The following is a 21,314-nucleotide window of genomic DNA, read 5'->3' as shown; positions in this document are numbered from 1 at the left end:
AGCAGCATCACCTTTCCCCTGATTGCACGTCAGGCTTGGTAGTTCTTAACTGCTATGGAAAACATCATGAAGAAACTCATGTTTGGAAGCCTCGTGCTTCTTAGTCTGATTGCCGGTAACACTCTTGCTCAAGACTCCAATCTGTATCACTGGCTGATTGAGCTGGATGGCAAAAATCAATCCCTTGTGCTTAAGCAAGCTACGTTTTTGGAAGAAGGCAACTTCAAAACTGCCTTTCGACTGAGGGAGCCTGATGAAGAGGTGGTTCTTAAGACCTGTCCAAATGTTGAGGGAGGTACAGGCAGCTGCAAGAGGGAAATGCAGAGCCAGATAGAGGATTATGTGACGCTGCAACGGGACTTCAGGGATCAACTGGTGCTGTTTTATCCAGAAGATCCGGATCATATCGGTCCCTTTGTCTGTACTGACGATGATGTTGCTTCAGAAGACAAAAACTGCGCTGTTATTTTGGAGAGTTTTCTTGATGGCGCTTGGCAGCGGCTCGACGCAGACTTCCGAGGTCTGAAAGACGTCTGTTTATGGCACCAAGGTGTTGAGCTGGAAGCTTTTCAGCAACAACTCTTTAAAGACCTGCAAGAACCATTTGACAGGGCTGGCTTTGGTGGCTTGAGTACTGAGCAAAACGCTAACTCGCTGGCAGACATTTCTTCAAGCTTGCTCCGGGTAAAGTACTCTCTCGAAGATCTTCAGGGTGCTTTTACAGAGCAAGGTTTTTTTATGAGTGACACCGGTGTCGGCCAGGTTGAAGAGAACTTTAAAACACGCAACTGTCAGATTAACTGGCTATGCGCTATTGCTAAACATATGTTCTCTGAAGCCCGCTGCGAGTTTGTGCAGCAAGAGGATTGAGATGCCTAGTTAAAAGGTCGGCTCGCATTTTGGCAACGGGCTTTTGCTATCAGCAGGACCGACGTTATGGGCGAACTAGTTTAAGATGGTATTGGTCGCAGAGACTATCGTCGAGAAGAAAAGTATTTGATAACTACTCTTATTACATACAAATAAAAAGAGAGGACAAATTGCCCTCTCTTGTCTTGTCAAAGTGAAGTTTGGTTACTCTACCAAATTCGCTTCAGTTTTCTCTTTGATCTCATCCAGAGTTACACCCTCAGCCATTTCTGCGACTTTCAGGCCGCCGTCGACTACGTCGAAGACGCCGAGGTTGGTGATGATGCGGTCGACGCATTTTACACCGGTGAGCGGTAGGGCGCACTTATGGAGGAGTTTTTTGTCACCGCGTTTGTTGGTGTGATCCATAATGACCACAACACGTTTAACGCCTGCAACAAGGTCCATTGCACCGCCCATGCCCTTGACCATTTTGCCAGGGATCATCCAGTTGGCGAGATCACCCTCTTCTGAGACTTCCATCGCACCGAGGATGGAGAGGTCAATGTGACCTCCGCGGATCATCGCAAAGCTGTCTGCAGAAGAGAAATAGCTGGTACGGTCCAGTTCAGTGATGGTCTGCTTACCTGCATTGATCAGATCTGCATCAACTTCATCTTCAGTCGGGAACGGGCCCATGCCCAGCATGCCATTTTCTGACTGCAGAGCTACATTCATTCCGTCTGGAATGTAGTTTGCGACCAGTGTCGGGATGCCAATGCCGAGGTTAACGTAGAAACCATCTTGCAGTTCTTTTGCCGCACGGGCGGCCATTTCGTCACGATTCCAAGCCATGATTACTGCCCTCCCTTAAGCTTCGCGTGTAGTGCGCTGCTCGATGCGCTTTTCAAATGTGCCAACAACGATGCGGTCAACGAAGATACCTGGAGTATGGATCTGATCCGCATCCAGCTCACCGATCTCGACGAGCTCTTCAACTTCTACGACAGTGGTCTTACCAGCTGTTGCCATGACCGGGTTGAAGTTGCGCGCTGTCTTACGGAAGATCAGGTTGCCTTCTTTGTCAGCTTTCCATGCACTCACGAGAGCTACGTCTGAAACCAGACCGGTTTCCATGATGTAGGTTTCACCGTTAAAGTCTTTGTGCTCTTTACCTTCGGCGATCAGGGTGCCAACACCAGTTTTGGTGTAGAAACCCGGGATGCCTGCGCCGCCTGCACGGATGCGTTCAGCAAGGGTACCTTGAGGGTTGAATTCCAGCTCAAGATCACCATCCAGATACTGACGCTCGAAAGTTGCGTTTTCGCCAACGTAAGACGACACCATCTTCTTGATCTGGCGCGTCTGCAACAGCAGGCCCAGACCGAAGTCATCAACGCCTGCGTTGTTAGAGATGGCAGTCAGGTCATTCGCACCAGAATCTCGCAGCGCAATAATCAGGTTTTCAGGAATGCCACAGAGACCAAACCCACCTGCCATGACGGTCATGCCATCAAAGGTAAGTCCTTCCAGAGCAGCGGCAGCACTTGGATAAACTTTATTCATTATAAACTCCCAATACATGAGTTGGTAGAACTCACGCTTCTCATTCTCCAGAACGCAAGCAATACCGCCTTTTCATGCTGGCAATGGGACCTGACCCTCCATCCGGATCAGCATCCTGCCGTTCCCTCCTAGGGAAAATAGGTATAGCGACAGCAATGTTGATAGCTGTGTTTTATGTCCTCGCCAAGTGCTCTTTGTACAGAGAGCGACTATTTATTGAGGTGAAAACCACAAAGCTGGGAGGAATGGGTGTTTGCGGTGCACAATTTTATAGAATGTAACACTCAGACCCATGAAAATTCTTAAAGATGGGCTGCTGCGAGTCGCTCTTCTTCCATGCGTTTGAACCTCTGCCTTTTGGTGAGGAGAGATGCCAAGATGACGCCAATCGTCACGATAACGACCAGTATCGTGCAAATAGCATTGATTTCTGGCGTCACACCTAATCTCACCTGAGAATAAATCTTCATAGGCAAAGTGGTTGATCCGGGTCCGGAATTAAAGCTCGCGATCACCAAGTCATCCAGTGACAATGTGAATGCCAGCATCCAACCTGCGAGCACACCTGGCAGGATCTGAGGGAGGGTTATGCGGAAGAATGTTCTGACAGGAGGACAGCCCAGATCCATTGCAGCTTCCTCTAAGGAGCGGTCAAATCCAGAAAGGCGGGATTGCACAACGATCGCCACGTAACACATGGAGAATGTGGTGTGGGCAATCATGATTGTCCAAAAGCCGCGATTTTGATCAATAGCCACGAACAGAAGCAGCAATGACAACCCGAGGATGACTTCTGGCATCACGAGTGGTGCGTAGATCATCCCCGAAAACAGAGTACGCCCGAAGAAGCGTCCTTGCCGGGCTAAGACCAGCGCAGCCAATGTGCCAAGAACCGTTGCCAGAGTTGCAGATGTGAGACCGATACGGAATGTGACCCAGGCAGCTTCCAACAGCTGTTCGTTTTGCAGCAAGGATGCATACCACTTGGTGGAGAAGCCGGCCCAAACCGTGACCAACCGAGATTCATTGAATGAAAAAACAATCAGAATGACGATGGGCAAGTAGAGGAAGCTGAACCCCAAAACCAATGATGTGAGATTAAACCAACTCGGTTTTGACGGCATTACACGTCCCCTTCGTTGCGTCGGGTCTCGTGCCGCTGAAACAGCAAGATTGGAATCACAAGCAATACCAGAAGAACAATTGCCACCGCGGACGCAACTGGCCAGTCCCTGTTGGAGAAGAACTCAACCCATAGGGTTTTCCCGATCATCAGTGTTGATGAGCCTCCCAACAGGTCGGGAATGACGAACTCTCCTACGGCTGGAATGAAGACGAGGAAACACCCTGCAATCACGCCGGGCATGGCAAGAGGGACTGTGACCCGCCAGAAGGTCTTCCAGGGTGGACAACCCAGATCCTCTGCAGCTTCTATCAGGGTCGTGTCCAGTTTCTCTAAGGAAGAATAGAGCGGGAGGACCATGAAAGGCAGGTAAGAATAGATAATGCCAATGTAGACGGCGATGCTGGTGTTGAGGATAACCAGAGGCTCATTAATGACACCGATTGTGATCAGTGCGTGATTGAGTAGGCCATCAGTTTTCAAGATGCCGATCCACGCATAGACCCGGATCAAAAAACTGGTCCAAAACGGCAGGATGACCATCATAACCAACGTTGGTTGCCAGCTTCTTGGTGCCCTAGCCATGCCGTAAGCAAGAGGGAAGCCAATGAACAAGGTCAGTAATGTAGATATGAAAGCTATTTGCAGGCTAGAGACATAGGCGCGCCAGTAGAGGTCATCCTCTGTTAGCCAGATGTAATTATCTAGCGACCAGCGCTGCGCAGCTTCCCAAAGTCCAAGCACCCCCCTTCCCCAATCGATTACCGGCAAGTAAGGCGGAATTGAAACGGCTGCTTCAGACAACGAGATCTTTGCAACAATCACAAACGGAACAAGGAAGAAGAGCAGCAGCCAGACGTATGGCACACAGATGAGTGCGAAGCGGCCCCATTTTCCGGTTGGATTGGTCGGTGAGTTTTCCGGTGCCTGAAGTTCATGACGTGGTGGTGGGATCGTTTCTGATCTCATGAGGTCGGTTGATGAGAGGTTGGGGTCAGTCATTTGCCACCTCTCATCGTGTCAAGATCACGCCGGCGTCGCTGTCCCATGACAACCAGACCTGATCTTCCCAAGTGATCGGTCTTTCAACCAGTCGTGCTGTGTTGGCGACAATCGCCCGCAGCGTCTCTGTCTCAGCCACTTTGATATGGTAGATGGACACGTCTCCCATATAGGCGATATCCCAGACTTCTCCTTGAATAGCATTGGTACCCAAGCGATCTGGTTTATCGAAGGAGATACGCATCTTTTCCGGACGGATGGCTAGAGCAGCGTGATCGCCCACGTTTGCAGAGGTTGGATAGCAAACATCCAAATGGCTACCCAGAACAGATGAGAACATCTTGACGTCCTCAAGTTCCTTATTGGTGACTTGCCCGTCCAATACGTTGATGTCACCAATGAACTCCGCCACAAATCGGGAGTTGGGTTGCTCGTAGATTTCTCCCGGTGTCGCATTTTGAAGGATCTTGCCCTTATCCATAACCGAGATGCGATCTGCCACGGTCATCGCTTCTTCCTGATCATGGGTCACGATCAGGAACGTCATCCGCAGCTGTTCTTGCAGATTGATCAGTTCCAGCTGGGTTTCTTCACGAAGCTTCTTATCGAGCGCAGCAAGAGGTTCATCGAGGAGGAGCACTTTGGGGCGTTTGGCGAGGGATCTCGCGAGTGCAACGCGTTGGCGCTGACCACCGGACAACTGGTGCGGTTTGCGTTTGGCAAATCCTTCCAGCTTGACCAGACTAAGCATCTCCATGACCCTGCTTTTGATCTCTTTGGAAGGCAGGCCGTCCATTTCCAAGCCAAAGGCGATGTTCTTTTCGACGTTCATGTGCGGGAAGAGCGCGTAGGACTGGAACATCATATTGACCGGGCGCTTATATGGCGGCACGCCGGCGAGGTCTCGACCTTCCAGAAAGATCTGACCTTCAGATGGAGCCTCAAATCCTGCAAGCATTCTCATCAAAGTGGTTTTACCGCACCCAGACCCACCCAGCAGAGCATGGAACTCGCGTTTGTAGATTTTGAGAGAAAGGTTATCTACGGCAACAAAATTGCCAAAACGCTTGGTGATATTCCGAAATTCAATAAAAGGCTGCTCGCTCGGGTCGTCCCAAGGTGAAAATGCACGACGTACGGGGCCAAGCGGTTTCTTCGCCAATACTCCAATCCTTTTCAATGGCCTGCCGGGTCAATGGTTCAAGGTAGGATTGCATCTCACGGGGCAACCCTACGCTTGCAGGCCTATAGTTTTTAGTGACCGGTTTTGACAGTTGTGAAGGTGCGGTTCATCAAGCGCTGTGCTTTGAGCGGCTTGGCACCGATGGTGTAGAGGCGTTGCTTCACCTCATCTGTCGGGTAGATGTTTGGATTTGACGTCACTTCTTCATCCACCAGAACTGTCGCGTCTTTGTTGCCGTTGGCGTAGTAGACATAATCCGACATTTTGGCGATCACTTCCGGGCGCATCAGGTAGTTGATGAACTCATGCGCTTCTTCAACGTGCTCTGCATCAGCGGGAACTGCGATCTGGTCAAACCACATCTGGGCGCCTTCGTTCGGCAGGATGTAGGTGACCTCAACGCCCTTGTCAGCCTCTGCAGCGCGGTCTGCTGCCTGTAATACATCGCCAGACCAGCCGTAAGCCAAGCAGATGTCGCCGTTGGCAAGGCCGTTTACAAACTCAGAATTGTGGAATTTGCGAATGTAAGGACGGATCGTTTCCAGAAGTTCGCCAGCCGCTCGAATGTCTTTCGGATTGTTGGAATCTGGGTTTAGACCCAGGTAATGCAGCGCAGCAGGGAACATTTCATCCGGCTCGTCCATCACATATACACCACAACCCGCAATTTTTGAGAGCTCTTCAACGTCAAACAACAAATCCCAACTGCCGATTGGAGCGTCAGGATTGAGTGCACGCACCTTTTCCTCATTTACCCCATAGCCAGAGGTACCCCACATGTAGTTGACGGAGAACTCATTGCCTGGATCGAACACTTCAGTACGCTCTTGCAGAAGTGGATCCATGTGCTTGAGATTTGGAAGTTTGTCCTTGTCGAGCTTCTGATAGACGCCTGCCTGAATCTGACGCTGAAGGAAGGTTGCACTTGGGACAACCACGTCATAGCCAGTCTTGCCAGTCAGCAGCTTTGTTTCCAAAACCTCATTGGAATCAAAGGTATCGTAGTTCACAGTGATACCGGTCTCGTTCTCGAAGTCTTTGAGAACCTGCGCATCAACGTAGTCCGACCAATTGTAGACATTTACAATACGATCCTTAGCATTGGCGGCAGACAAAGAGAGAGCCAGCGCTGCTGCTCCCGATAGCAAAATTACGGTTTTCATTCTCAAATACTCCAATCTCAAACACAGGAGCTCAAAGCACCTTGGCGAAGCGAGCCTCTGCATATAGCCGCCATGGTATATCCTTCTGGTGGCAGATTAATTTCGGCCTACATTCCAACCCAATATTTTACAGGAATGCCGTAGGTTCGTTGGGTGTCTCAGGCACCCAGCTCTCAGGTCCTCTCAACACTATCAGGGTTTCTAGTGTGCAGCCTTAACCCGTGTCCAGAAGCTGTTGGCTAGAATCAAAGGTTTTATTGAGAACAATGATTCCGACTTTAATCTCAGAAGCACTAGAAACTTCTTCATCACTGCCGTCTGGTCAACGGTCCGCTATCTGAAGTGTCTTCAACTGTGCTGGGAACCTGAAAGAAGCCACAGAGTGTCATCAGACATTGTTGGCTCTTGTTCATCATCCAAAATTCAAGAAAACAACCACTTCTCAATGCTGTAGGCTGGCTTAGATGACCACATTATCACCTTAAGTAAGCATTGTAATTTTGTTAGAATGAGGCGTAATTACACACTCGGAACGATTAAAGAGAAGGTACAATTAGACTTCCACAAAACAACATAGTTTCCGACTTGAGCAGACCTCTGCTAGACTACTACCCCAACCAGAAGCAAGCTGGATCTTATAGCAGCCGCAAAGAGCTGAATTACTTTTCATGAGTGAAACGCTGCCACGAACATTTGGTAGCAAACCCAATTGGAAGTCCTATGAGTTCTGAAATTAATCCGGATGATGAAGCGGCGCTTAATATGCGCGGTGTGAGCGACCTTGAAGAAGCCCGCACCTGGCTGCAAGCCCGGAACATTGGAGATATTGAGTGTGTTGTACCTGACGTTGCCGGGGTACCACGCGGCAAGATGATGCCGACAAACAAGTTTTTCAGCAGCAACACGCTGACAATGCCCTCTTCTATTTTCGCTCAGACTATTTCTGGCGATTACCCTGAGGATGATGACCGGTTTCAATATAATCCGACGGATGGCGACCTTTATTTCAAGCCCGATTATTCAACGCTGACCATTGTGCCTTGGGAGACTGACCCGACAGCTCAGCTCCTGCATGATGCTTTCACCAAGGATGGGAAACCCTTCCCGATTGCTCCGCGTAATGTCCTAAAGCGCGTTCTTGAGCTTTATGATGCTGAGGGCTGGCAACCAATTATCGCCCCTGAGGTGGAATTCTATCTGGTTAAGCCCAATACCGATCCCGATTATCCGCTGGAGCCTCCAGTTGGTCGCTCTGGTCGTCCTGAAGTTGGCAGGCAGTCTTATTCAATCTCCGCTCTCAATGAGTTCGACGAGTTGATTGACGACATCTATGATCTTTCTGAGGCTCAGGGACTGGAGATCGACACCCTTATTCACGAAGAGGGTGCTGCTCAGATGGAAATCAACTTAAGACACGGTCACCCTCTGGAGCTGGCGGATCAGGCGTTTATGTTCAAACGCACCATTCGCGAAGCTGCGCTGCGCCATAACATTTACGCCACTTTCATGGCCAAGGCGATGTCCTCTCAGCCAGGGTCATCTATGCATATTCATCAGTCTATCCTTAACCGGGAGACAGGACAGAACATCTTCAACAGTGCAGAGAACGAGGCAACGCCTGCCTTCTATCATTTTATTGGTGGGCATCAGCGTTACATGCCCGCTTTAATGCCGATTATGGCGCCTTATGTGAACTCCTACCGCCGTTTCGCGCGTGATAGCGGGTCTCCAACCAACCTGTTCTGGGGCTACGACAACCGCACTGTGGGGCTTCGTGTTCCCAGTTCGTCTCCGGATGCGCGACGGTTAGAAAACCGGGTGCCGGGGTCTGATGCCAATCCGTATCTCGTTATCGCTTCCAGCCTCGCCGCCGGATACCTGGGTATCAAGAAAAGGATTGAGCCTGATAAGCCGAGAGACACCGATAACAGTGAGGTGATGAGCAAACTCCCGCGTACATTGCTTCATGCCGTTGATGAGTTTGAAGCAGACGATGATTTGCTGGAGATTTTCGGCGAACAGTTTGTTGCCACATATCGGGCCATCAAACTTGAAGAGTACGAGACCTTTATGTCCGTTATCAGCGCCTGGGAACGAGAATACCTGCTGATGAACGTCTGATTCCCACCGGATGGGGTGTGACTTTCACGCGAAACTGTGGATACCACACCCCTTAGTTGAGCTGATTACGTCCAGCAATTTTAACTTTCATAATATTTACTAGAGCCACTCACAGCATAGTTCCCAAGAGATACTTCCAGGGAACTTAATTTAAACCGATTTATATTTCGAATTTAACTAATTACAAATACATATGCGGATCGAATTTTCGTCAAAACATCACAAAAATGTGAGATTATACAAAATTATACTTACATATTTTTGAATTCACTGGGTATTTAATTTCAGAATTCCTAGTCTATCATGCAATTTTTGATTTTATTTAATTTTATCACAACTTTATGTCTAATTTTAAATACATTTCAAATGTTGTTTATTACAAACCATATTCGAGGCTATTGATGGCGGTTAATAGGTTGCAAACGCAATTTAAATCGCATTTGCTGGTTTTTGAGGACATCACATGCCAGATCAGAAAAAGAGCATTCTTCTCGTTGAAGATGCCAATTTCTTTGCTCGCGTAACTGAAAGCGAGATTGAGCGTGCGGGGCATTATCATGTCACGACAGCGAAAACGTATGCTCAGGCAAAAACTATTTTAGAAGAAGGTAAGGTAAAGCCATTCCTTGCTCTTGTTGATCTGACGCTTCCAGATGCGCCGGATGGTGAGGTTGTAGATCTCACTATCGACGCCGGACTACCGACAATCGTATTCTCGGGGCGTTTTGATCAGGGTACCCGACGATCAATTCTGAAGAAGGGGATTGTAGATTACGTCCTCAAGGATTCTCCTGCGAGCCTTGGTTACCTTGGTGAGCTGGTCAATCGCGTCGATAGGAACCTCAGCACCAAAGTATTGATCGTGGACGATTCCTCGCATGCACTGGCGTTGTTAAAGAAGCGGCTTCAGCTCTATTGCCTTCAAGTGATCACGGCTACTTCCGGCGAAGAAGCGTTGGAAACACTCAAGCAAAACCCTGATATCAAGCTGCTGATCATTGATCATTTACTGCCGGGAGCGACTGGTTTTGAAGTCATGACGCGGATCCGACGGAGGCATAGCTTCAGTACTTTGGCAGTCATCGGAATCTCAGCAACAGATGACCCAGCCCTTACTGCGAAGTTTCTGAAATCCGGTGCTAACGACTTCCTGAACAAGGCGTGCACACCTGAGGAGCTGATGCTGCGCGTTTCGCAGAACCTCAATCAATTGGACCGCATAAGTGAACTGACCGAGATGGCGCATCGTGACCCGATGACAGGCCTGTTTAACCGTCGCCACCTCTACAACGTCGTCGATAAACTACATAAAGACCAGATGCTCGCTGGCAAGGAGATGCGATATGCCATGATCGACATTGATCGCTTTAAGCAGATCAATGACAAGTTTGGCCATGAAACCGGAGACAACCTGATTATCTCTGTTGCGCATCGCATTTCGGATCTCCTGCCGCCAAGAAGCGTCGCCATTCGAATTGGTGGAGACGAGTTCTGCGTTGCACTGCCTGATATCGATGAACCGACATCCAAGCAGTTTCTCTCTGAGCTCAGAAGTTCCATGCCAGTCACAGATCCCGGTAATGACGAACATACATTTGCGCCGACGATCAGCGTCGGCCTTTCAGCGGGCACTGAGAACTCACTGGCGAGCGCTCTCAGGGTTGCGGACCGTTGCCTGTACAGAGCCAAGAAATCTGGCCGCAACCGCATTGTAACGTCTTCTGCAACCACTCTTGATGCCATGTAGTCTGACGGCACCCTGCCATCAGATTGTCCTACCTCCGTCGACTTCCAAAGCTACACCGGTGATAAACTGAGCTTCATCTGAAGCAAGCCAGAGTGCTGCGTTTGCAATGTCTTCTGGTTTAGAGAAGCGCCCCAAAGGAATGCTGTCACGAAACTGCTGGCGCTTCTCTGGGGTGTCTTCTCCCATGAAGAGCTCCAGCATGCCGGTTTCTCCGGCCACTGGACATAAGGCATTGACGCGAATGTTTTGAGGAGCAAGCTCGACTGCCATGGATTTGGTCGCTGTGATGACCCAGCCCTTGGAAGCGTTGTACCAGGTGAGCCCGGGACGAGGACGGATGCCCGCCGTGGACGCGGTGTTGATAATGACACCACCGCCCTGTCTTTCTAGCTCAGGCAAAGCTTCAAGCGTTGTCAGATAGATGGCTTTGGCATTCACCTCGAGAATGCGGTCAAAGTTGTTTTCATCTACCTGTGCCAGAGGGCAATTGCGATGAGTGTAGCCAGCGTTGTTGACGACGACATCCAGCCGCCCAGTTTTCTCAATTGCATAAGCAACCATCGCTTTCACATCGGAGCGCACGGTCACGTCTGTCTCGATGGCATACGCTGTGTCACCGATTGCGTCTGCAAGATTTCTTGCTGCAACTCCATCGAGGTCAGCGATGATGACCGCTGCCCCTTCTTGTGCATATTTTTGAGCGATGCCTTCTCCAAAACCAGCTGCACCACCCGTGATAATCGCGGTTTTTCCTTCCAATCGTCCTGACACGCTTTTCCTCCCCGCGTGTGAAAGTCCGCCTTAAGCGTGACTGACAACAATGGTCTTCAGAACAGAGAATTCTTTAAGCGCTTCAAAGCCTTTTTCCCTGCCGTGACCAGATTTCTTGACCCCACCAAATGGCAGCTCAACTCCTCCACCTGCTCCGTAGGTGTTTACAAAGACCTGACCGGACCGGATGGCTTTGGCAACACGCGTTGCTCTTGCGATGTCCTTGGTCCAAATGCCAGCTACGAGCCCATAAGGAGTTCCATTGGCAATGCGAATTGCTTCTTCTTCCGTCCGAAACGGAATGAGCGAGAGAACCGGGCCAAAAACTTCATCCAGAGCAAGTGGGTGATCTGTTGGAACCGGACCATAGACTTTTGCTGTGGTGTAATAGCCCTCTGTCGGCGCATCCGGGGCGATTGTGCCCTCCCCAATCAGCGGAATGCCGTCTGTCTCTGCCTGCTCACAAAAGGTGTTTACACGGCGGAGTTGGCTGGAGTTAATCAATGGTCCGAGATCTAGATTATCCTTGTATTGGCCTGAGACAGTGTTTCTAAAGGCGGTTCTGAGTATATCAACTGTCTCTTCCCAACGACTTTGATGCACCAGAACACGAGATCCGGCAGAACAGGTTTGACCGCCATTCTTCAAAATACAGTCCTGAATAACAGGTAGTGCTTTGTTCAGATCAGCATCTTCGAAGATTATTTGCGGGGACTTACCGCCAAGCTCCAATGTACAGCCGATATGATTGCGAGCGGCTGCAGATTGGATCAGAGTCCCCACATCTGGCGATCCTGTAAAGGTGATGAAATCCACTTCAGGATTGTAGGAGAGCGCAGCTCCAGCCTCTTCTCCTAAACCTGTCAAAACGTTGAGTGTTCCAGCTGGAAAACCAGCTTCGACTGCAAGATTGGCTGTTTCAATAATGGATAAGCAGGCATCTTCGGAGGGTTTGACGACCAGTGTATTGCCCATGGCTAACGCTGCTCCTGCAACGCGCGCGAAAATTTGCATGGGGTAATTCCATGGCACGATGGAGGCGACAACGCCATGCGGCTCGCGAACTGTCATTGCGAGATAATCAACCGCAATCGGTAGCGTCTCACCCGTGATTTTGTCAGCCGCCCCACCATAAAACCGGAAGTACTGGGCGGCAGCATCGATGTCCCCATAGCCCTGGCTTAAGGGTTTACCAGTGTCATGTGCCTCAAGCTCTGCCAGATGGTCCCGGTTTTGCGAAATCAACTCCGCGAGCCTTAATAAACGCTCTCCGCGTTGCCCCGCAGATAGTGAGGCCCATTCCTTTGAGGTGAGCGCTGTTCTTGCAGAAGACACCGCTTTCCCGACATCAGATGCAGTACACCGAGGAATCGTTGCATATGGCAAGCCCGTGCTTGGGCAGATCATATCAATGGTTTCTCCAGAGGATGCATCACACTGTAAGCCATTGATAATTGATCTGTATTTTTTCAAATTCTGAGAATTAAGTGTCGCGCTAAACTCTGTCATACCGCCCCCCTCGGATGATAAGCTTTGTGCTAGTCATCCAAACGCTAGTTCATGTAAGAGGGCGGCGCAATTCTCTTCTTGGGGGAGTTTTACTGGGTTTCAGTTGGTGTCAGAACCGTTGCTGAGCTCTTTACTCCATAAAACTGATTGTGCCACAGCTCTGCATATATCCCGTCTTTTGCCAGTAATTCCACATGCGTTCCTGCTTCAACAATCTGCCCTTTGTCCATCACAATCAGACGGTCCATTCTGGCAACAGTCGTCAGGCGATGGGCAATAGCGAGGGTGGTTTTGTTCTTCATCACATCATTCAGGATCTCCTGAATATCGGCATCCAGCTTGGTGTCCAAAGCTGATGTTGCTTCGTCCAGGATCAGGATTGGCGGATTTTTCAGAAACACACGGGCCAATGCAATCCGTTGACGCTGCCCACCGGAAAGTTTGATGCCACGCTCACCTACGAATGCCTCAAAGCCTTTTCGGCCTTTGTTATCTTCCAGTGCCTCGATGAACTCCAACGCATGCGCTCGGCGGGCAGCTTCGCGAACATCTTCCATCTCGACATCATCTTTTCCAAGCGAGATGTTGTCGAAAATAGACCTATGAAACAACGAGGTATCCTGTGTCACCAACCCGATTTCTACACGTAGAGATTCCTGCGTGACGCTTCGCAGATCCTGATGATCAATGGTGATCGCTCCACCTTCAACGTCGTACATGCGCAGCAGCAGATTCACGACGGTTGATTTGCCAGCACCTGAGTGACCGACGATACCTACCTTCTCACCGGGTTGGATGATGAAATTCAGATCTTTCACAATCGCAGTTTGCTGGCCGTAGGCAAAGTCGACATTGTTGAACTCAATGAGACCCTTCTCATAGCGAAAGTTCTTGGCCTCAGAATCGTCAACAAGGCCAAGCGAGTGCTCCATGGTTCTGGCGGTGGATTTAAATGAGCCATAAGAGCGGAAAAGACCGGTTAACTGAGCAAATATTTCCAGCAGTTTGCCTTCCAGGCGAATGGCAAAACCAAGGACAATTGCAACTTCACCTGTTGTGATTGCCTGTTGATGCCACAACGCAAGACTTAGGCCTGTAAATGCAGCAAGACCACATGCTCCGACGAGTGCAACAAGCATCCGCGATGTAACCACTGTGGAGCGAAACCTAACTATTGCCTCTTTGAAACCTCTGAGCTGATTTGTGAAATGACCAAGCGCACGATCATTGCCCTGAAAGAGCTTCACAGTCTGAATGTTGGAGTAAACGTCAACAACAGAACCATTCACGGCATGCGCGATATCTGCTCCTTCTTTTGAAGCATCACGAATGATTGGCACGCGGATATACGCTAGGACAGCAAACAATCCGATCCAGACGAGCATGACTACCCCAAGATACCAATGCAGCCATGACAATGCGATCAGGAGCGACCCTGCAAAGAAAAAGTTTGGGATGACAATTCCAATCCCCGCCCAGAACAGTTCTGCAACTTCTCGCCCACCTCCAAAGGTTTTGCTGGCGAGGTTTCCCGCAAACTCCTTTTGAAAGAACGTCATGTCCTGATTGAGCAGTCGATCAAAGAACGTGACACGCGATGAGGTGAGAATATTAACGTGAAGTGTCAGTGAAATCAGAACTTCATAAGCAATTGAAAATACTGGCTTTGCAACGAGAAATGCGACCGCAGCAGTCACAATCAGCCACATGTTCTGCTGCCAGAACAGCTCTGGTCCACTCGCTTCCATCTGATCAATCAGGAAACCAACAAATGACAGCAGGAAGACAGTCAGAATGGTTTCGACCAGCACCACCAGCAATAGAACCAGAGTGTGCTTTGGAAAGATGAACACGAGAGAACGCAGTTGTTGCAAATGCGTTTTGCTCTCCCATTCCATATGATTTTTGGCAAATGGGTCAACATGATTGGTTGCCCACTGATAAAGCGCATTCAGCACGATCTGCTCCGGGAGACAAAAAGAGAACACTTAGACTATCGTGCGACTCGGCTTGTGAAAACCCAGAAGAATTCATCTACTCAAATTTGAACTCGAGACTGTGTCATCTTGCGCAGGCTCTAGCACTACGCATATTTTATCTTATTAAATTCAATGCATTATCTCTATATTAGATTTTTCTAATTTTATGCATTGTTATTTTAGTATTTTCTAATATACTAATTTCAACTTCAAAAAAGGATTAGCCCAATGCGTTATCTTTCTAATTTAGGTGAGCGGTATTCTCCTCTGTACTTTTTGTCCGCCGTTGGTGCAGGTGGCTTGGCAATTAGCTTCTTTATGTACCTGATGTGGATGACACCACATAAGGGGTCTCCTATCGCTAACTTTGCCTCTTTGACTGAAGCCTTCAACAACGGTTCTATCGCTATGCAGGCGCTGATTGTTGTGGCCGCGGTTGGTATTATCTTCTTCTCAGTGTTGCACTTACGCTTGCTGTTCTGGAATTTCTCCGAGTACGGAAAGTGGAAAAAAACCAAGGTTTTTGAAGGCTTTAAAAATTCCAACGCGGAAAGCCAATTGATGACTATTCCGCTGGCTCTTGCCATGACAGTCAATGTCAGCTTCATCGCGGGTGCGGTGTTTGTACCAGGCCTTTGGAGCATTCGCGAAATCCTGTTCCCCTTCTCCCTGCTGGCTTTTGCAGCTATCGGAGTGTTGGGTTTCCGCATCTATCTGGACTTCATCTCCCGTGTCCTGACAGAGGGTGGATATGAGTGCGCAAAGAACAACAGCCTCGGTCAGATGATCTCCGTGTTCGCATTTGCCATGATTGGCGTTGGCTTCTCTGCTCCGGCAGCTATGAGTCAAACCAAGGTGATTGCGGCAATCGGCATTGCTGGTAGTGCCCTGTTCATCGGCGCAGCGATTGTGATGGGGACAATCAAACTGATCCTCGGCTTCCGTTCTATGATGGAACACAAGGCTGCGGGTGAAACCACACCAACACTCTGGATCATTATTCCGTTCCTGACCGTTGTTGGCATTGCAATCTACCGCATCAAAATGAGCCTTGCGCATAACTTCGATGCACCGGTAACTGCTGGCGGTATCTATGTTTTCCTGATCAGCCTGTTCGCAATCCAGATCCTGTTTGGTCTGATCGGCTGGGCAGTCATGAAGCGGGTTGGCTACTATGATCGCTGGATCGCTGGTCCGGACAAGTCTCCAGGTTCTTACGCGCTGGTTTGCCCTGGTGTTGCACTGTTCGTCTTTGGTAACTTCGTCATCAATGCAGGCCTTGTGAAGCTCGGTGTTCTTGGCTCCATGTCCATCGCCTACTTCGCGCTGTACGCCCCGCTGATTGTGATCCAGATCGCAACAGTCTGGCTGTTCCTGAAGCTCAACGGAAAGATGCTTTCAGCGTCCAACCAGTTGCAGGCTCAACCAGCAGAATAAGAGAAAGGCGGGTGTTTGACCCGCCTTTTCTCATTGAGTTTGAGTATCTTGCTCTAAAATCAAATCGGACGTCGCGCCCATGGTCTCGTACCAGCGGGCGCTTCTTTTCGCGCAAAGACCGGCTGCGTGTAGGCAGTGACTTCATTGAGGTTGCCGGACTCCAGATCAGCTCGTAGACGCGGGTTGTCCAGTGCAAAACTGTTGATGCCGACGCGGAGCATGAAGCCGATCTGATCGAGAATGAACGGACCAACCGCACGGATCTCGCCACCGTAGCGCAATCCATCTCTCAGAATGCGGGCAGCAGAGAAACCTCGGCCATCTGCAAAGCTTGGGAAGTCCACTGCAATGAGTTCCAGCGCCTCAAGATGATCAGCCAGCTTTTCCGCTTTTTCACCTGCACGAAGTACAACACCCAAAGTCAGATTTGTCTGCTTAAGCTGTTGTTCTTCTGCCAGAAAACGCTCCAGAGAGAAGATAAGCTTTCCCTCGACTGGCAGGGCTTCATCCTCTGCGATATAGGCCCAGTCATCAGCAATGATCTCGTCGTTCTTGAAGATCTCAGTGGTCTTTTTGAGTTCTGTTGTCATTTAAACCTCAGATGCTTTGGGCTGCGCCGCCCTTGGACGCACTTGAGAAATGAATTCCACATTCAGTTTTGTCTTGACCGCGCCAACGGCCTGAGCGTGGGTCTTCGCCCGGAGCAACCTTGTCTGTGCAAGGCATACACCCGATGGAAGGATACCCTTCTGCGACCAACGGATGTGGTGGCAGGCCATTATCCTTTGCGTATTGAAGGACTTCGGCAGCGGTCCAGTTGGCCAGCGGGTTCACTTTGATGCGGCCTTCTTCGACCTCAAAATGCTCCAGACTGGCTCGAGTGTCAGCCTGATGGCGTTTGCGGCCTGAGATCCAAGCTTCGAAGCCACCAAGCGCTTTTGCGAGTGGAACCACTTTGCGGATGTGACAGCACGCATCAGTATCAGACGCCCAGAGAGCGCCCTTTGGGTCTTTCTCAGCAAGATCTTCTGGTTCAGGCGTGATGACACGTACGTCTAAAAGCCCAAGTTGCTCAACCAGCTCGTCACGATAGCGCTTTGTTTCGCCAAACAGTTTGCCGGTGTCGACAAACAGGACTGGCGTACGCACGTCGATCTGAGAGATCATGTGAAGCAGCACGGAGCTGTCCGCACCGAAAGACGACACTATAGCAATCTTACCGGCAAATTGGCCTTTGAGCGAGTGCTCCAGAACCCCCCGGGCATAATGCTCGGCATACATCCGATTCAGCAGTTTTGCCTGCGCTTCAAGTAAAGACTTATATGTTTGATCACGAACCATAAAGTGCCTCTTTGAAGGGTTGATCTCCAAGGCGGCGATAGGCGTCGATGAAGCTTTCTTCCTCATCCAGGCGGTTCGCCAAATAGGTATCGACAACAGTCTCAACGGCATCGGTGATCTCTGCTTCCGGGAAGCCGCGACCGATGATTTTGCCGATAGATGTGTTCTGATCTGCAGAACCACCCAGTGTAATCTGATAGAGCTCTTCGCCTTTGCGGTCTACGCCCAAAATGCCGATGTGGCCGACGTGGTGGTGACCACAGGCGTTGATGCAGCCGGAGATTTTCAGTTTCAGATCGCCGATCTCGTTCTGACGCTTAACCTCTTCAAACCGCTTGGAAATTTCCTGTGCAATTGGGATAGAGCGAGCATTTGCCAGAGCACAATAGTCCAGACCCGGGCAAGCGATCATGTCGGTGATCAGGCCAGCGTTTGAATCTGCGAGCTCGTTTGCCTTCAGGATCTTGTAGACAGTGGGGACATCTTGTAGCTTCACGTGTGGCAGAACGAGGTTCTGTTCATGTGTGACGCGCAGCTCATCATGTCCAAACCGTTGTGCCACATCAGCAATTACGTCCATCTGATCGGCTGTTGCATCCCCCGGCGCTCCGCCAATTGGCTTGAGCGAGATGGTGACAGATGTGTAACCCTCAGCTTTGTGCGCATGCAGGTTGCGGCTGGAGAACAAGGCCAGATCGCGGTCTTCGCGCTTGGCTGCTTCCAGCTCTGTGCTGATCTTTGGCAGGGCTTCAAAAGATGGTGGTGCGAAGTACTCGTTGATGCGGACCACTTCTTCATTTGGCAGATCGAGAATGCCGTTTTTGGTCGCCTCAAACTCGGCCTCAATATCCTGCTTCAGTTCTTCCAGACCGGTTTCATGAACCAGAATCTTGATGCGAGCCTTGTACTTGTTATCGCGGCGGCCATAGCGGTTGTAGACGCGCAGAATCGCCTCGCTGTAAGCCAGCAAGTCATTTTCCGGTAGGAAATCCCGTACCTTACGGCCTACCATCGGCGTACGGCCCAAGCCGCCACCGACGAACACCACAAAGCCGATTTCCCCGTCTTCATTGCGGGTCAGCTGCAGGCCAATGTCGTGCACCTGTACGGCAGCGCGGTCCTGTTCAGCGCCTGTGATTGCAATCTTGAACTTGCGTGGCAGGAACAGGAATTCCGGGTGTAGTGAAGACCATTGGCGCAGGATTTCGGCGTAAACGCGTGGGTCTGCGAACTCGTCTGCGGCTGCGCCTGCGAACTGGTCGGAGGTTACATTGCGGATACAGTTGCCAGAGGTCTGGATGGCGTGCATCTCAACGTCGGCAAGTTCATGCAGGATCTGCGGCGTATCAGAGAGCTTTGGCCAGTTGAACTGGACGTTCTGGCGCGTTGTGAAGTGGCCGTAACCTCTGTCGTAAGTCCTTGCGATATGGGCAAGTTTACGCATCTGGTTTGCATTGAGCGTGCCGTATGGAATTGCGACACGCAGCATGTAAGCATGCAGCTGCAGGTATAGACCATTCATCAGGCGGAGCGGCTTAAACTCGTCTTCGGTCAGCTCGCCAGACATACGGCGGCGGACCTGATCCTCGAACTGGCTCACGCGCTGATTAACAAAGTCGCGATCAAATTCATCGTAACGGTACATGGAAACTCCTGAATCTAAAAGGACTTAGGCCGAACGCAGATGGCGTTCGGCTTGCTTGCCGAGGTCGAGACGAGTGGTTGGCCCTTGTGCGCGAATGCGCTCTTTCAGGCTCTTTGGCTGCAAATGACCGTCTTTCAGTTCCAGATCAATCGCGTAGGTGCCGAGAACGTATTGTTTGTCTTCACCGGCTTTCGCGAAATCCAGAGCTGAGGCCATGTCTTCGTCGGAGCCCAGAACCCAGGCTGCTTCAACAAACTCGACCCACTCTCCGTTGTGGCCGAGCCAGACGACATCACCATCGACCAGTCTGTTGGCGGTAATAGTTTTCATCGGGTCTCTCCCTAGGCTGCGACAACAGCCGGTAACTTCTCGAATTTAATTGGACTTAGAGGGAGCGAGCGCGACTGATCTGCGTGGGCCACTGCCTTACCAATGATGATAAGTGTGGGTCCGGTGACACTGTCGTGCTGCTCAAAATTACAAAGGTCTTGCAGTGTGCCTGCAAAATTGCGTTCTTTTGTCTGGGCTGCGTTCTCAATCGCCATGACGGGCGTGGATAAGTCCAACCCGGATTTTGCCAGCAAGTTGGCAACTTTTCCTGCAACGGTGCGCCCCATATAGACAGCGGTTGTCGCTCCATTCAGAGCAAGGTCCGCCCAGTCCGGGAGGACATCTCCATGCTGGTTATGCCCTGTGGCAAACACCAGTGAGGAGGCAACACCCCGTAATGTCAAAGGAATCTGCGCACTGGCGGCGGCAGCAAACGCTGCGGTGACACCGGGTACAATTTCAAAGTCCACATCATGCTCACGCAACGCGGCGATCTCTTCTCCAGCGCGGCCAAACACCATTGGGTCCCCTGCCTTCAGGCGGACAACCCGTTTGCCGGACTTGGCAGCAGAGACTAATAACTGGTTGATTTGCGTTTGCGTTGAACTGTGCGTTCCTTTGCGTTTTCCTACGCTGATGCGTGTTGCGTCGCGGCGCCCCATGGAAACCACGGCATCCGGGACCAATGCATCATAGAAAATAACATCTGCTTCTTGCAGGACACGCTGTGCGCGCAGGGTCAGCAGGTCTTCTGCTCCCGGGCCAGCACCCACAAGCCAGACATATCCCCGCTGATCCTGCTCACTGTTCAGCAAGCGATGCGCTTCGGTCAGAGCCTTTTGTGTCTCACCAGCAAAAGTGTTCGCAGCTATAGTCCCTGAAAAAAATTCAGCCCAAAAGCGACGACGCGCACTTCCCGAAGGCATCAGCTTACCAACTGTAGCACGGAAGCTGTCTGCCAACCTTGCGAGTTGACCGGCTTCACGTGGTAACAGGGCTTCAACCTGCGCGCGGATGTGGCGGGCATAAACAGGGCCAACGCCTGTTGAAGTGATCGCCACGGCAACAGGTGCGCGATTGACCATCGCACCGGTGTAAAAATCACAAAGCTCAGGGCGGTCCACCGCGTTGACCGGGATGCCTTTCTCACGAGCAGCTTCTACGATCTCACGATCCAGCTCTTCTTCATCAGTGGCAGCAAACACCAGGGCTGCGCCATCCAGATAAGCCGGGTTGAACACGCTAAGCATGAAGACGCCGTCCGCGTCTGCCACCGCTTCAGCCAAAGCTGCACTAGGGCGCTCATGGCTAACAACGCGGATGTGCGCTTTGGTTTGCGCCAGAAGCCTCACCTTCGCAGCAGCTTCATCACCACAGCCAACAACAACAACCATTTTGCCTTCAACCTTGTGAAAGGTTGGAAAGACAGCGAGTTTATTGCTCTCGTCCTGCTGTGTGTTGAAGCTCTCTACCAAAGCCATTGCGCTCTCCAAGCGTTTTGGGATCATTTATGCTGGAGTGAATTCTTATCCGAAAACCGGTTCCCAC

18 protein-coding genes are annotated in these 21,314 nt (G+C 50.5%); 4 read left to right on the top strand and 14 right to left on the bottom strand.

The genetic code is table 11. From position 1 onward, the window contains the following. Positions 1 to 66 precede the first annotated feature (66 nt). Positions 67 to 870, top strand: coding sequence for a hypothetical protein (locus tag DHN43_RS23000; RefSeq protein ID WP_159096967.1), 804 nt, complete (start codon positions 67 to 69; stop codon positions 868 to 870). A 204-nt stretch (positions 871 to 1,074) separates the two neighbouring features. On the opposite strand, the gene DHN43_RS22995 is transcribed toward DHN43_RS23000, so the two are convergent. The 6 genes from DHN43_RS22995 to DHN43_RS22970 form a co-directional block, all read right to left on the bottom strand. Beyond that, positions 1,075 to 1,704 carry a CoA transferase subunit B gene (locus tag DHN43_RS22995; RefSeq protein ID WP_108820193.1) on the bottom strand — a complete coding sequence of 210 codons (630 nt, stop codon included), beginning with the start codon at positions 1,702 to 1,704 and terminating at the stop codon, positions 1,075 to 1,077. 15 nt (positions 1,705 to 1,719) lie between these two features. Further along, positions 1,720 to 2,415: a CoA transferase subunit A gene (locus tag DHN43_RS22990; RefSeq protein ID WP_063290782.1), complete on the bottom strand. Its 696-nt coding sequence runs from the start codon at positions 2,413 to 2,415 to the stop codon at positions 1,720 to 1,722. Positions 2,416 to 2,717: 302 nt separating this feature from the next. Beyond that, positions 2,718 to 3,539: an ABC transporter permease gene (locus DHN43_RS22985; protein ID WP_063286886.1), complete on the bottom strand. Its 822-nt coding sequence runs from the start codon at positions 3,537 to 3,539 to the stop codon at positions 2,718 to 2,720. Continuing rightward, positions 3,539 to 4,540 (bottom strand): ABC transporter permease subunit, encoded by a 1,002-nt coding sequence (locus tag DHN43_RS22980; RefSeq protein ID WP_108820192.1) that lies wholly within the window; start codon positions 4,538 to 4,540, stop codon positions 3,539 to 3,541. The genes DHN43_RS22985 and DHN43_RS22980 overlap by 1 nt, the downstream gene beginning before the upstream one ends. A 10-nt stretch (positions 4,541 to 4,550) precedes the next feature. Further along, positions 4,551 to 5,702 (bottom strand): ABC transporter ATP-binding protein, encoded by a 1,152-nt coding sequence (locus tag DHN43_RS22975; RefSeq protein WP_208995585.1) that lies wholly within the window; start codon positions 5,700 to 5,702, stop codon positions 4,551 to 4,553. A 92-nt stretch (positions 5,703 to 5,794) separates the two neighbouring features. Beyond that, on the bottom strand, positions 5,795 to 6,886 hold the full coding sequence (locus DHN43_RS22970) for a polyamine ABC transporter substrate-binding protein (protein WP_063317592.1): 1,092 nt from the start codon (positions 6,884 to 6,886) through the stop codon (positions 5,795 to 5,797). Positions 6,887 to 7,606: 720 nt separating this feature from the next. Here DHN43_RS22970 and DHN43_RS22965 point away from each other — a divergent pair. Together DHN43_RS22965 and DHN43_RS22960 are read left to right on the top strand one after the other, a co-directional pair. Next, a complete protein-coding gene (locus DHN43_RS22965; RefSeq protein WP_108820190.1) occupies positions 7,607 to 9,007 on the top strand; it encodes a glutamine synthetase family protein in 1,401 nt (466 codons plus the stop codon). 463 nt (positions 9,008 to 9,470) lie between these two features. Further along, a complete protein-coding gene (locus tag DHN43_RS22960; RefSeq protein ID WP_108820189.1) occupies positions 9,471 to 10,754 on the top strand; it encodes a diguanylate cyclase in 1,284 nt (427 codons plus the stop codon). A gap of 18 nt (positions 10,755 to 10,772) precedes the next feature. On the opposite strand, the gene DHN43_RS22955 is transcribed toward DHN43_RS22960, so the two are convergent. The 3 genes from DHN43_RS22955 to DHN43_RS22945 form a co-directional block, all read right to left on the bottom strand. After that, complete coding sequence (locus tag DHN43_RS22955; RefSeq protein WP_057460984.1) at positions 10,773 to 11,525, bottom strand: SDR family oxidoreductase; 753 nt, start codon at positions 11,523 to 11,525, stop codon at positions 10,773 to 10,775. Positions 11,526 to 11,555: 30 nt separating this feature from the next. Then, complete coding sequence (locus tag DHN43_RS22950) at positions 11,556 to 13,034, bottom strand: aldehyde dehydrogenase family protein (RefSeq protein ID WP_108820188.1); 1,479 nt, start codon at positions 13,032 to 13,034, stop codon at positions 11,556 to 11,558. Between the two features lie 89 nt (positions 13,035 to 13,123). Continuing rightward, positions 13,124 to 14,992: an ABC transporter ATP-binding protein gene (locus DHN43_RS22945; protein WP_208995584.1), complete on the bottom strand. Its 1,869-nt coding sequence runs from the start codon at positions 14,990 to 14,992 to the stop codon at positions 13,124 to 13,126. A 249-nt stretch (positions 14,993 to 15,241) separates the two neighbouring features. Between DHN43_RS22945 and DHN43_RS22940 the strand changes: the two genes are divergently transcribed. Continuing rightward, positions 15,242 to 16,450: a TsoY family (seleno)protein gene (locus DHN43_RS22940; RefSeq protein WP_108820187.1), complete on the top strand. Its 1,209-nt coding sequence runs from the start codon at positions 15,242 to 15,244 to the stop codon at positions 16,448 to 16,450. A 59-nt stretch (positions 16,451 to 16,509) separates the two neighbouring features. Here DHN43_RS22940 and DHN43_RS22935 read toward each other — a convergent pair whose 3' ends face one another. The 5 genes from DHN43_RS22935 to cysG are packed head-to-tail and all read right to left on the bottom strand — an operon-like array spanning position 16,510 to position 21,247. After that, on the bottom strand, positions 16,510 to 17,040 hold the full coding sequence (locus DHN43_RS22935) for a DUF934 domain-containing protein (RefSeq protein ID WP_108820186.1): 531 nt from the start codon (positions 17,038 to 17,040) through the stop codon (positions 16,510 to 16,512). 7 nt (positions 17,041 to 17,047) lie between these two features. Beyond that, on the bottom strand, positions 17,048 to 17,791 hold the full coding sequence (locus tag DHN43_RS22930; protein WP_108820185.1) for a phosphoadenylyl-sulfate reductase: 744 nt from the start codon (positions 17,789 to 17,791) through the stop codon (positions 17,048 to 17,050). Continuing rightward, a complete protein-coding gene (locus DHN43_RS22925; protein WP_108820184.1) occupies positions 17,781 to 19,436 on the bottom strand; it encodes a nitrite/sulfite reductase in 1,656 nt (551 codons plus the stop codon). The genes DHN43_RS22930 and DHN43_RS22925 overlap by 11 nt, the downstream gene beginning before the upstream one ends. Before the next feature lie 24 nt (positions 19,437 to 19,460). Beyond that, positions 19,461 to 19,766 (bottom strand): DUF2849 domain-containing protein, encoded by a 306-nt coding sequence (locus DHN43_RS22920; protein WP_063286875.1) that lies wholly within the window; start codon positions 19,764 to 19,766, stop codon positions 19,461 to 19,463. An 11-nt stretch (positions 19,767 to 19,777) separates the two neighbouring features. After that, complete coding sequence (gene cysG / locus DHN43_RS22915; RefSeq protein WP_208995583.1) at positions 19,778 to 21,247, bottom strand: siroheme synthase CysG; 1,470 nt, start codon at positions 21,245 to 21,247, stop codon at positions 19,778 to 19,780. Positions 21,248 to 21,314 lie beyond the last annotated feature (67 nt).

It is taken from the genome of Pseudovibrio sp. Alg231-02 (genome assembly GCF_900143565.1).
Classification (GTDB): Bacteria; Pseudomonadota; Alphaproteobacteria; order Rhizobiales; family Stappiaceae; genus Pseudovibrio.
The sequence above is the reverse complement of the archived record's forward strand: the minus strand, read 5'-3'. Positions and strand labels throughout refer to the sequence as shown.

What these genes read in the sequence shown, in the direction of transcription:
- DHN43_RS23000 (WP_159096967.1), top strand. Translation starts at nt 67, where the DNA reads ATGAAGAAACTCATGTTTGGAAGCCTCGTGCTTCTTAGTCTGATTGCC.
- DHN43_RS22920 (WP_063286875.1), bottom strand. Translation starts at nt 19,766, where the DNA reads ATGAAAACTATTACCGCCAACAGACTGGTCGATGGTGATGTCGTCTGG.
- DHN43_RS22930 (WP_108820185.1), bottom strand. Translation starts at nt 17,791, where the DNA reads ATGGTTCGTGATCAAACATATAAGTCTTTACTTGAAGCGCAGGCAAAA.
- DHN43_RS22970 (WP_063317592.1), bottom strand. Translation starts at nt 6,886, where the DNA reads ATGAAAACCGTAATTTTGCTATCGGGAGCAGCAGCGCTGGCTCTCTCT.
- DHN43_RS22960 (WP_108820189.1), top strand. Translation starts at nt 9,471, where the DNA reads ATGCCAGATCAGAAAAAGAGCATTCTTCTCGTTGAAGATGCCAATTTC.
- DHN43_RS22980 (WP_108820192.1), bottom strand. Translation starts at nt 4,540, where the DNA reads ATGACTGACCCCAACCTCTCATCAACCGACCTCATGAGATCAGAAACG.
- DHN43_RS22935 (WP_108820186.1), bottom strand. Translation starts at nt 17,040, where the DNA reads ATGACAACAGAACTCAAAAAGACCACTGAGATCTTCAAGAACGACGAG.
- cysG (WP_208995583.1), bottom strand. Translation starts at nt 21,247, where the DNA reads ATGGCTTTGGTAGAGAGCTTCAACACACAGCAGGACGAGAGCAATAAA.
- DHN43_RS22985 (WP_063286886.1), bottom strand. Translation starts at nt 3,539, where the DNA reads ATGCCGTCAAAACCGAGTTGGTTTAATCTCACATCATTGGTTTTGGGG.
- DHN43_RS22925 (WP_108820184.1), bottom strand. Translation starts at nt 19,436, where the DNA reads ATGTACCGTTACGATGAATTTGATCGCGACTTTGTTAATCAGCGCGTG.
- DHN43_RS22990 (WP_063290782.1), bottom strand. Translation starts at nt 2,415, where the DNA reads ATGAATAAAGTTTATCCAAGTGCTGCCGCTGCTCTGGAAGGACTTACC.
- DHN43_RS22950 (WP_108820188.1), bottom strand. Translation starts at nt 13,034, where the DNA reads ATGACAGAGTTTAGCGCGACACTTAATTCTCAGAATTTGAAAAAATAC.
- DHN43_RS22940 (WP_108820187.1), top strand. Translation starts at nt 15,242, where the DNA reads ATGCGTTATCTTTCTAATTTAGGTGAGCGGTATTCTCCTCTGTACTTT.
- DHN43_RS22995 (WP_108820193.1), bottom strand. Translation starts at nt 1,704, where the DNA reads ATGGCTTGGAATCGTGACGAAATGGCCGCCCGTGCGGCAAAAGAACTG.
- DHN43_RS22965 (WP_108820190.1), top strand. Translation starts at nt 7,607, where the DNA reads ATGAGTTCTGAAATTAATCCGGATGATGAAGCGGCGCTTAATATGCGC.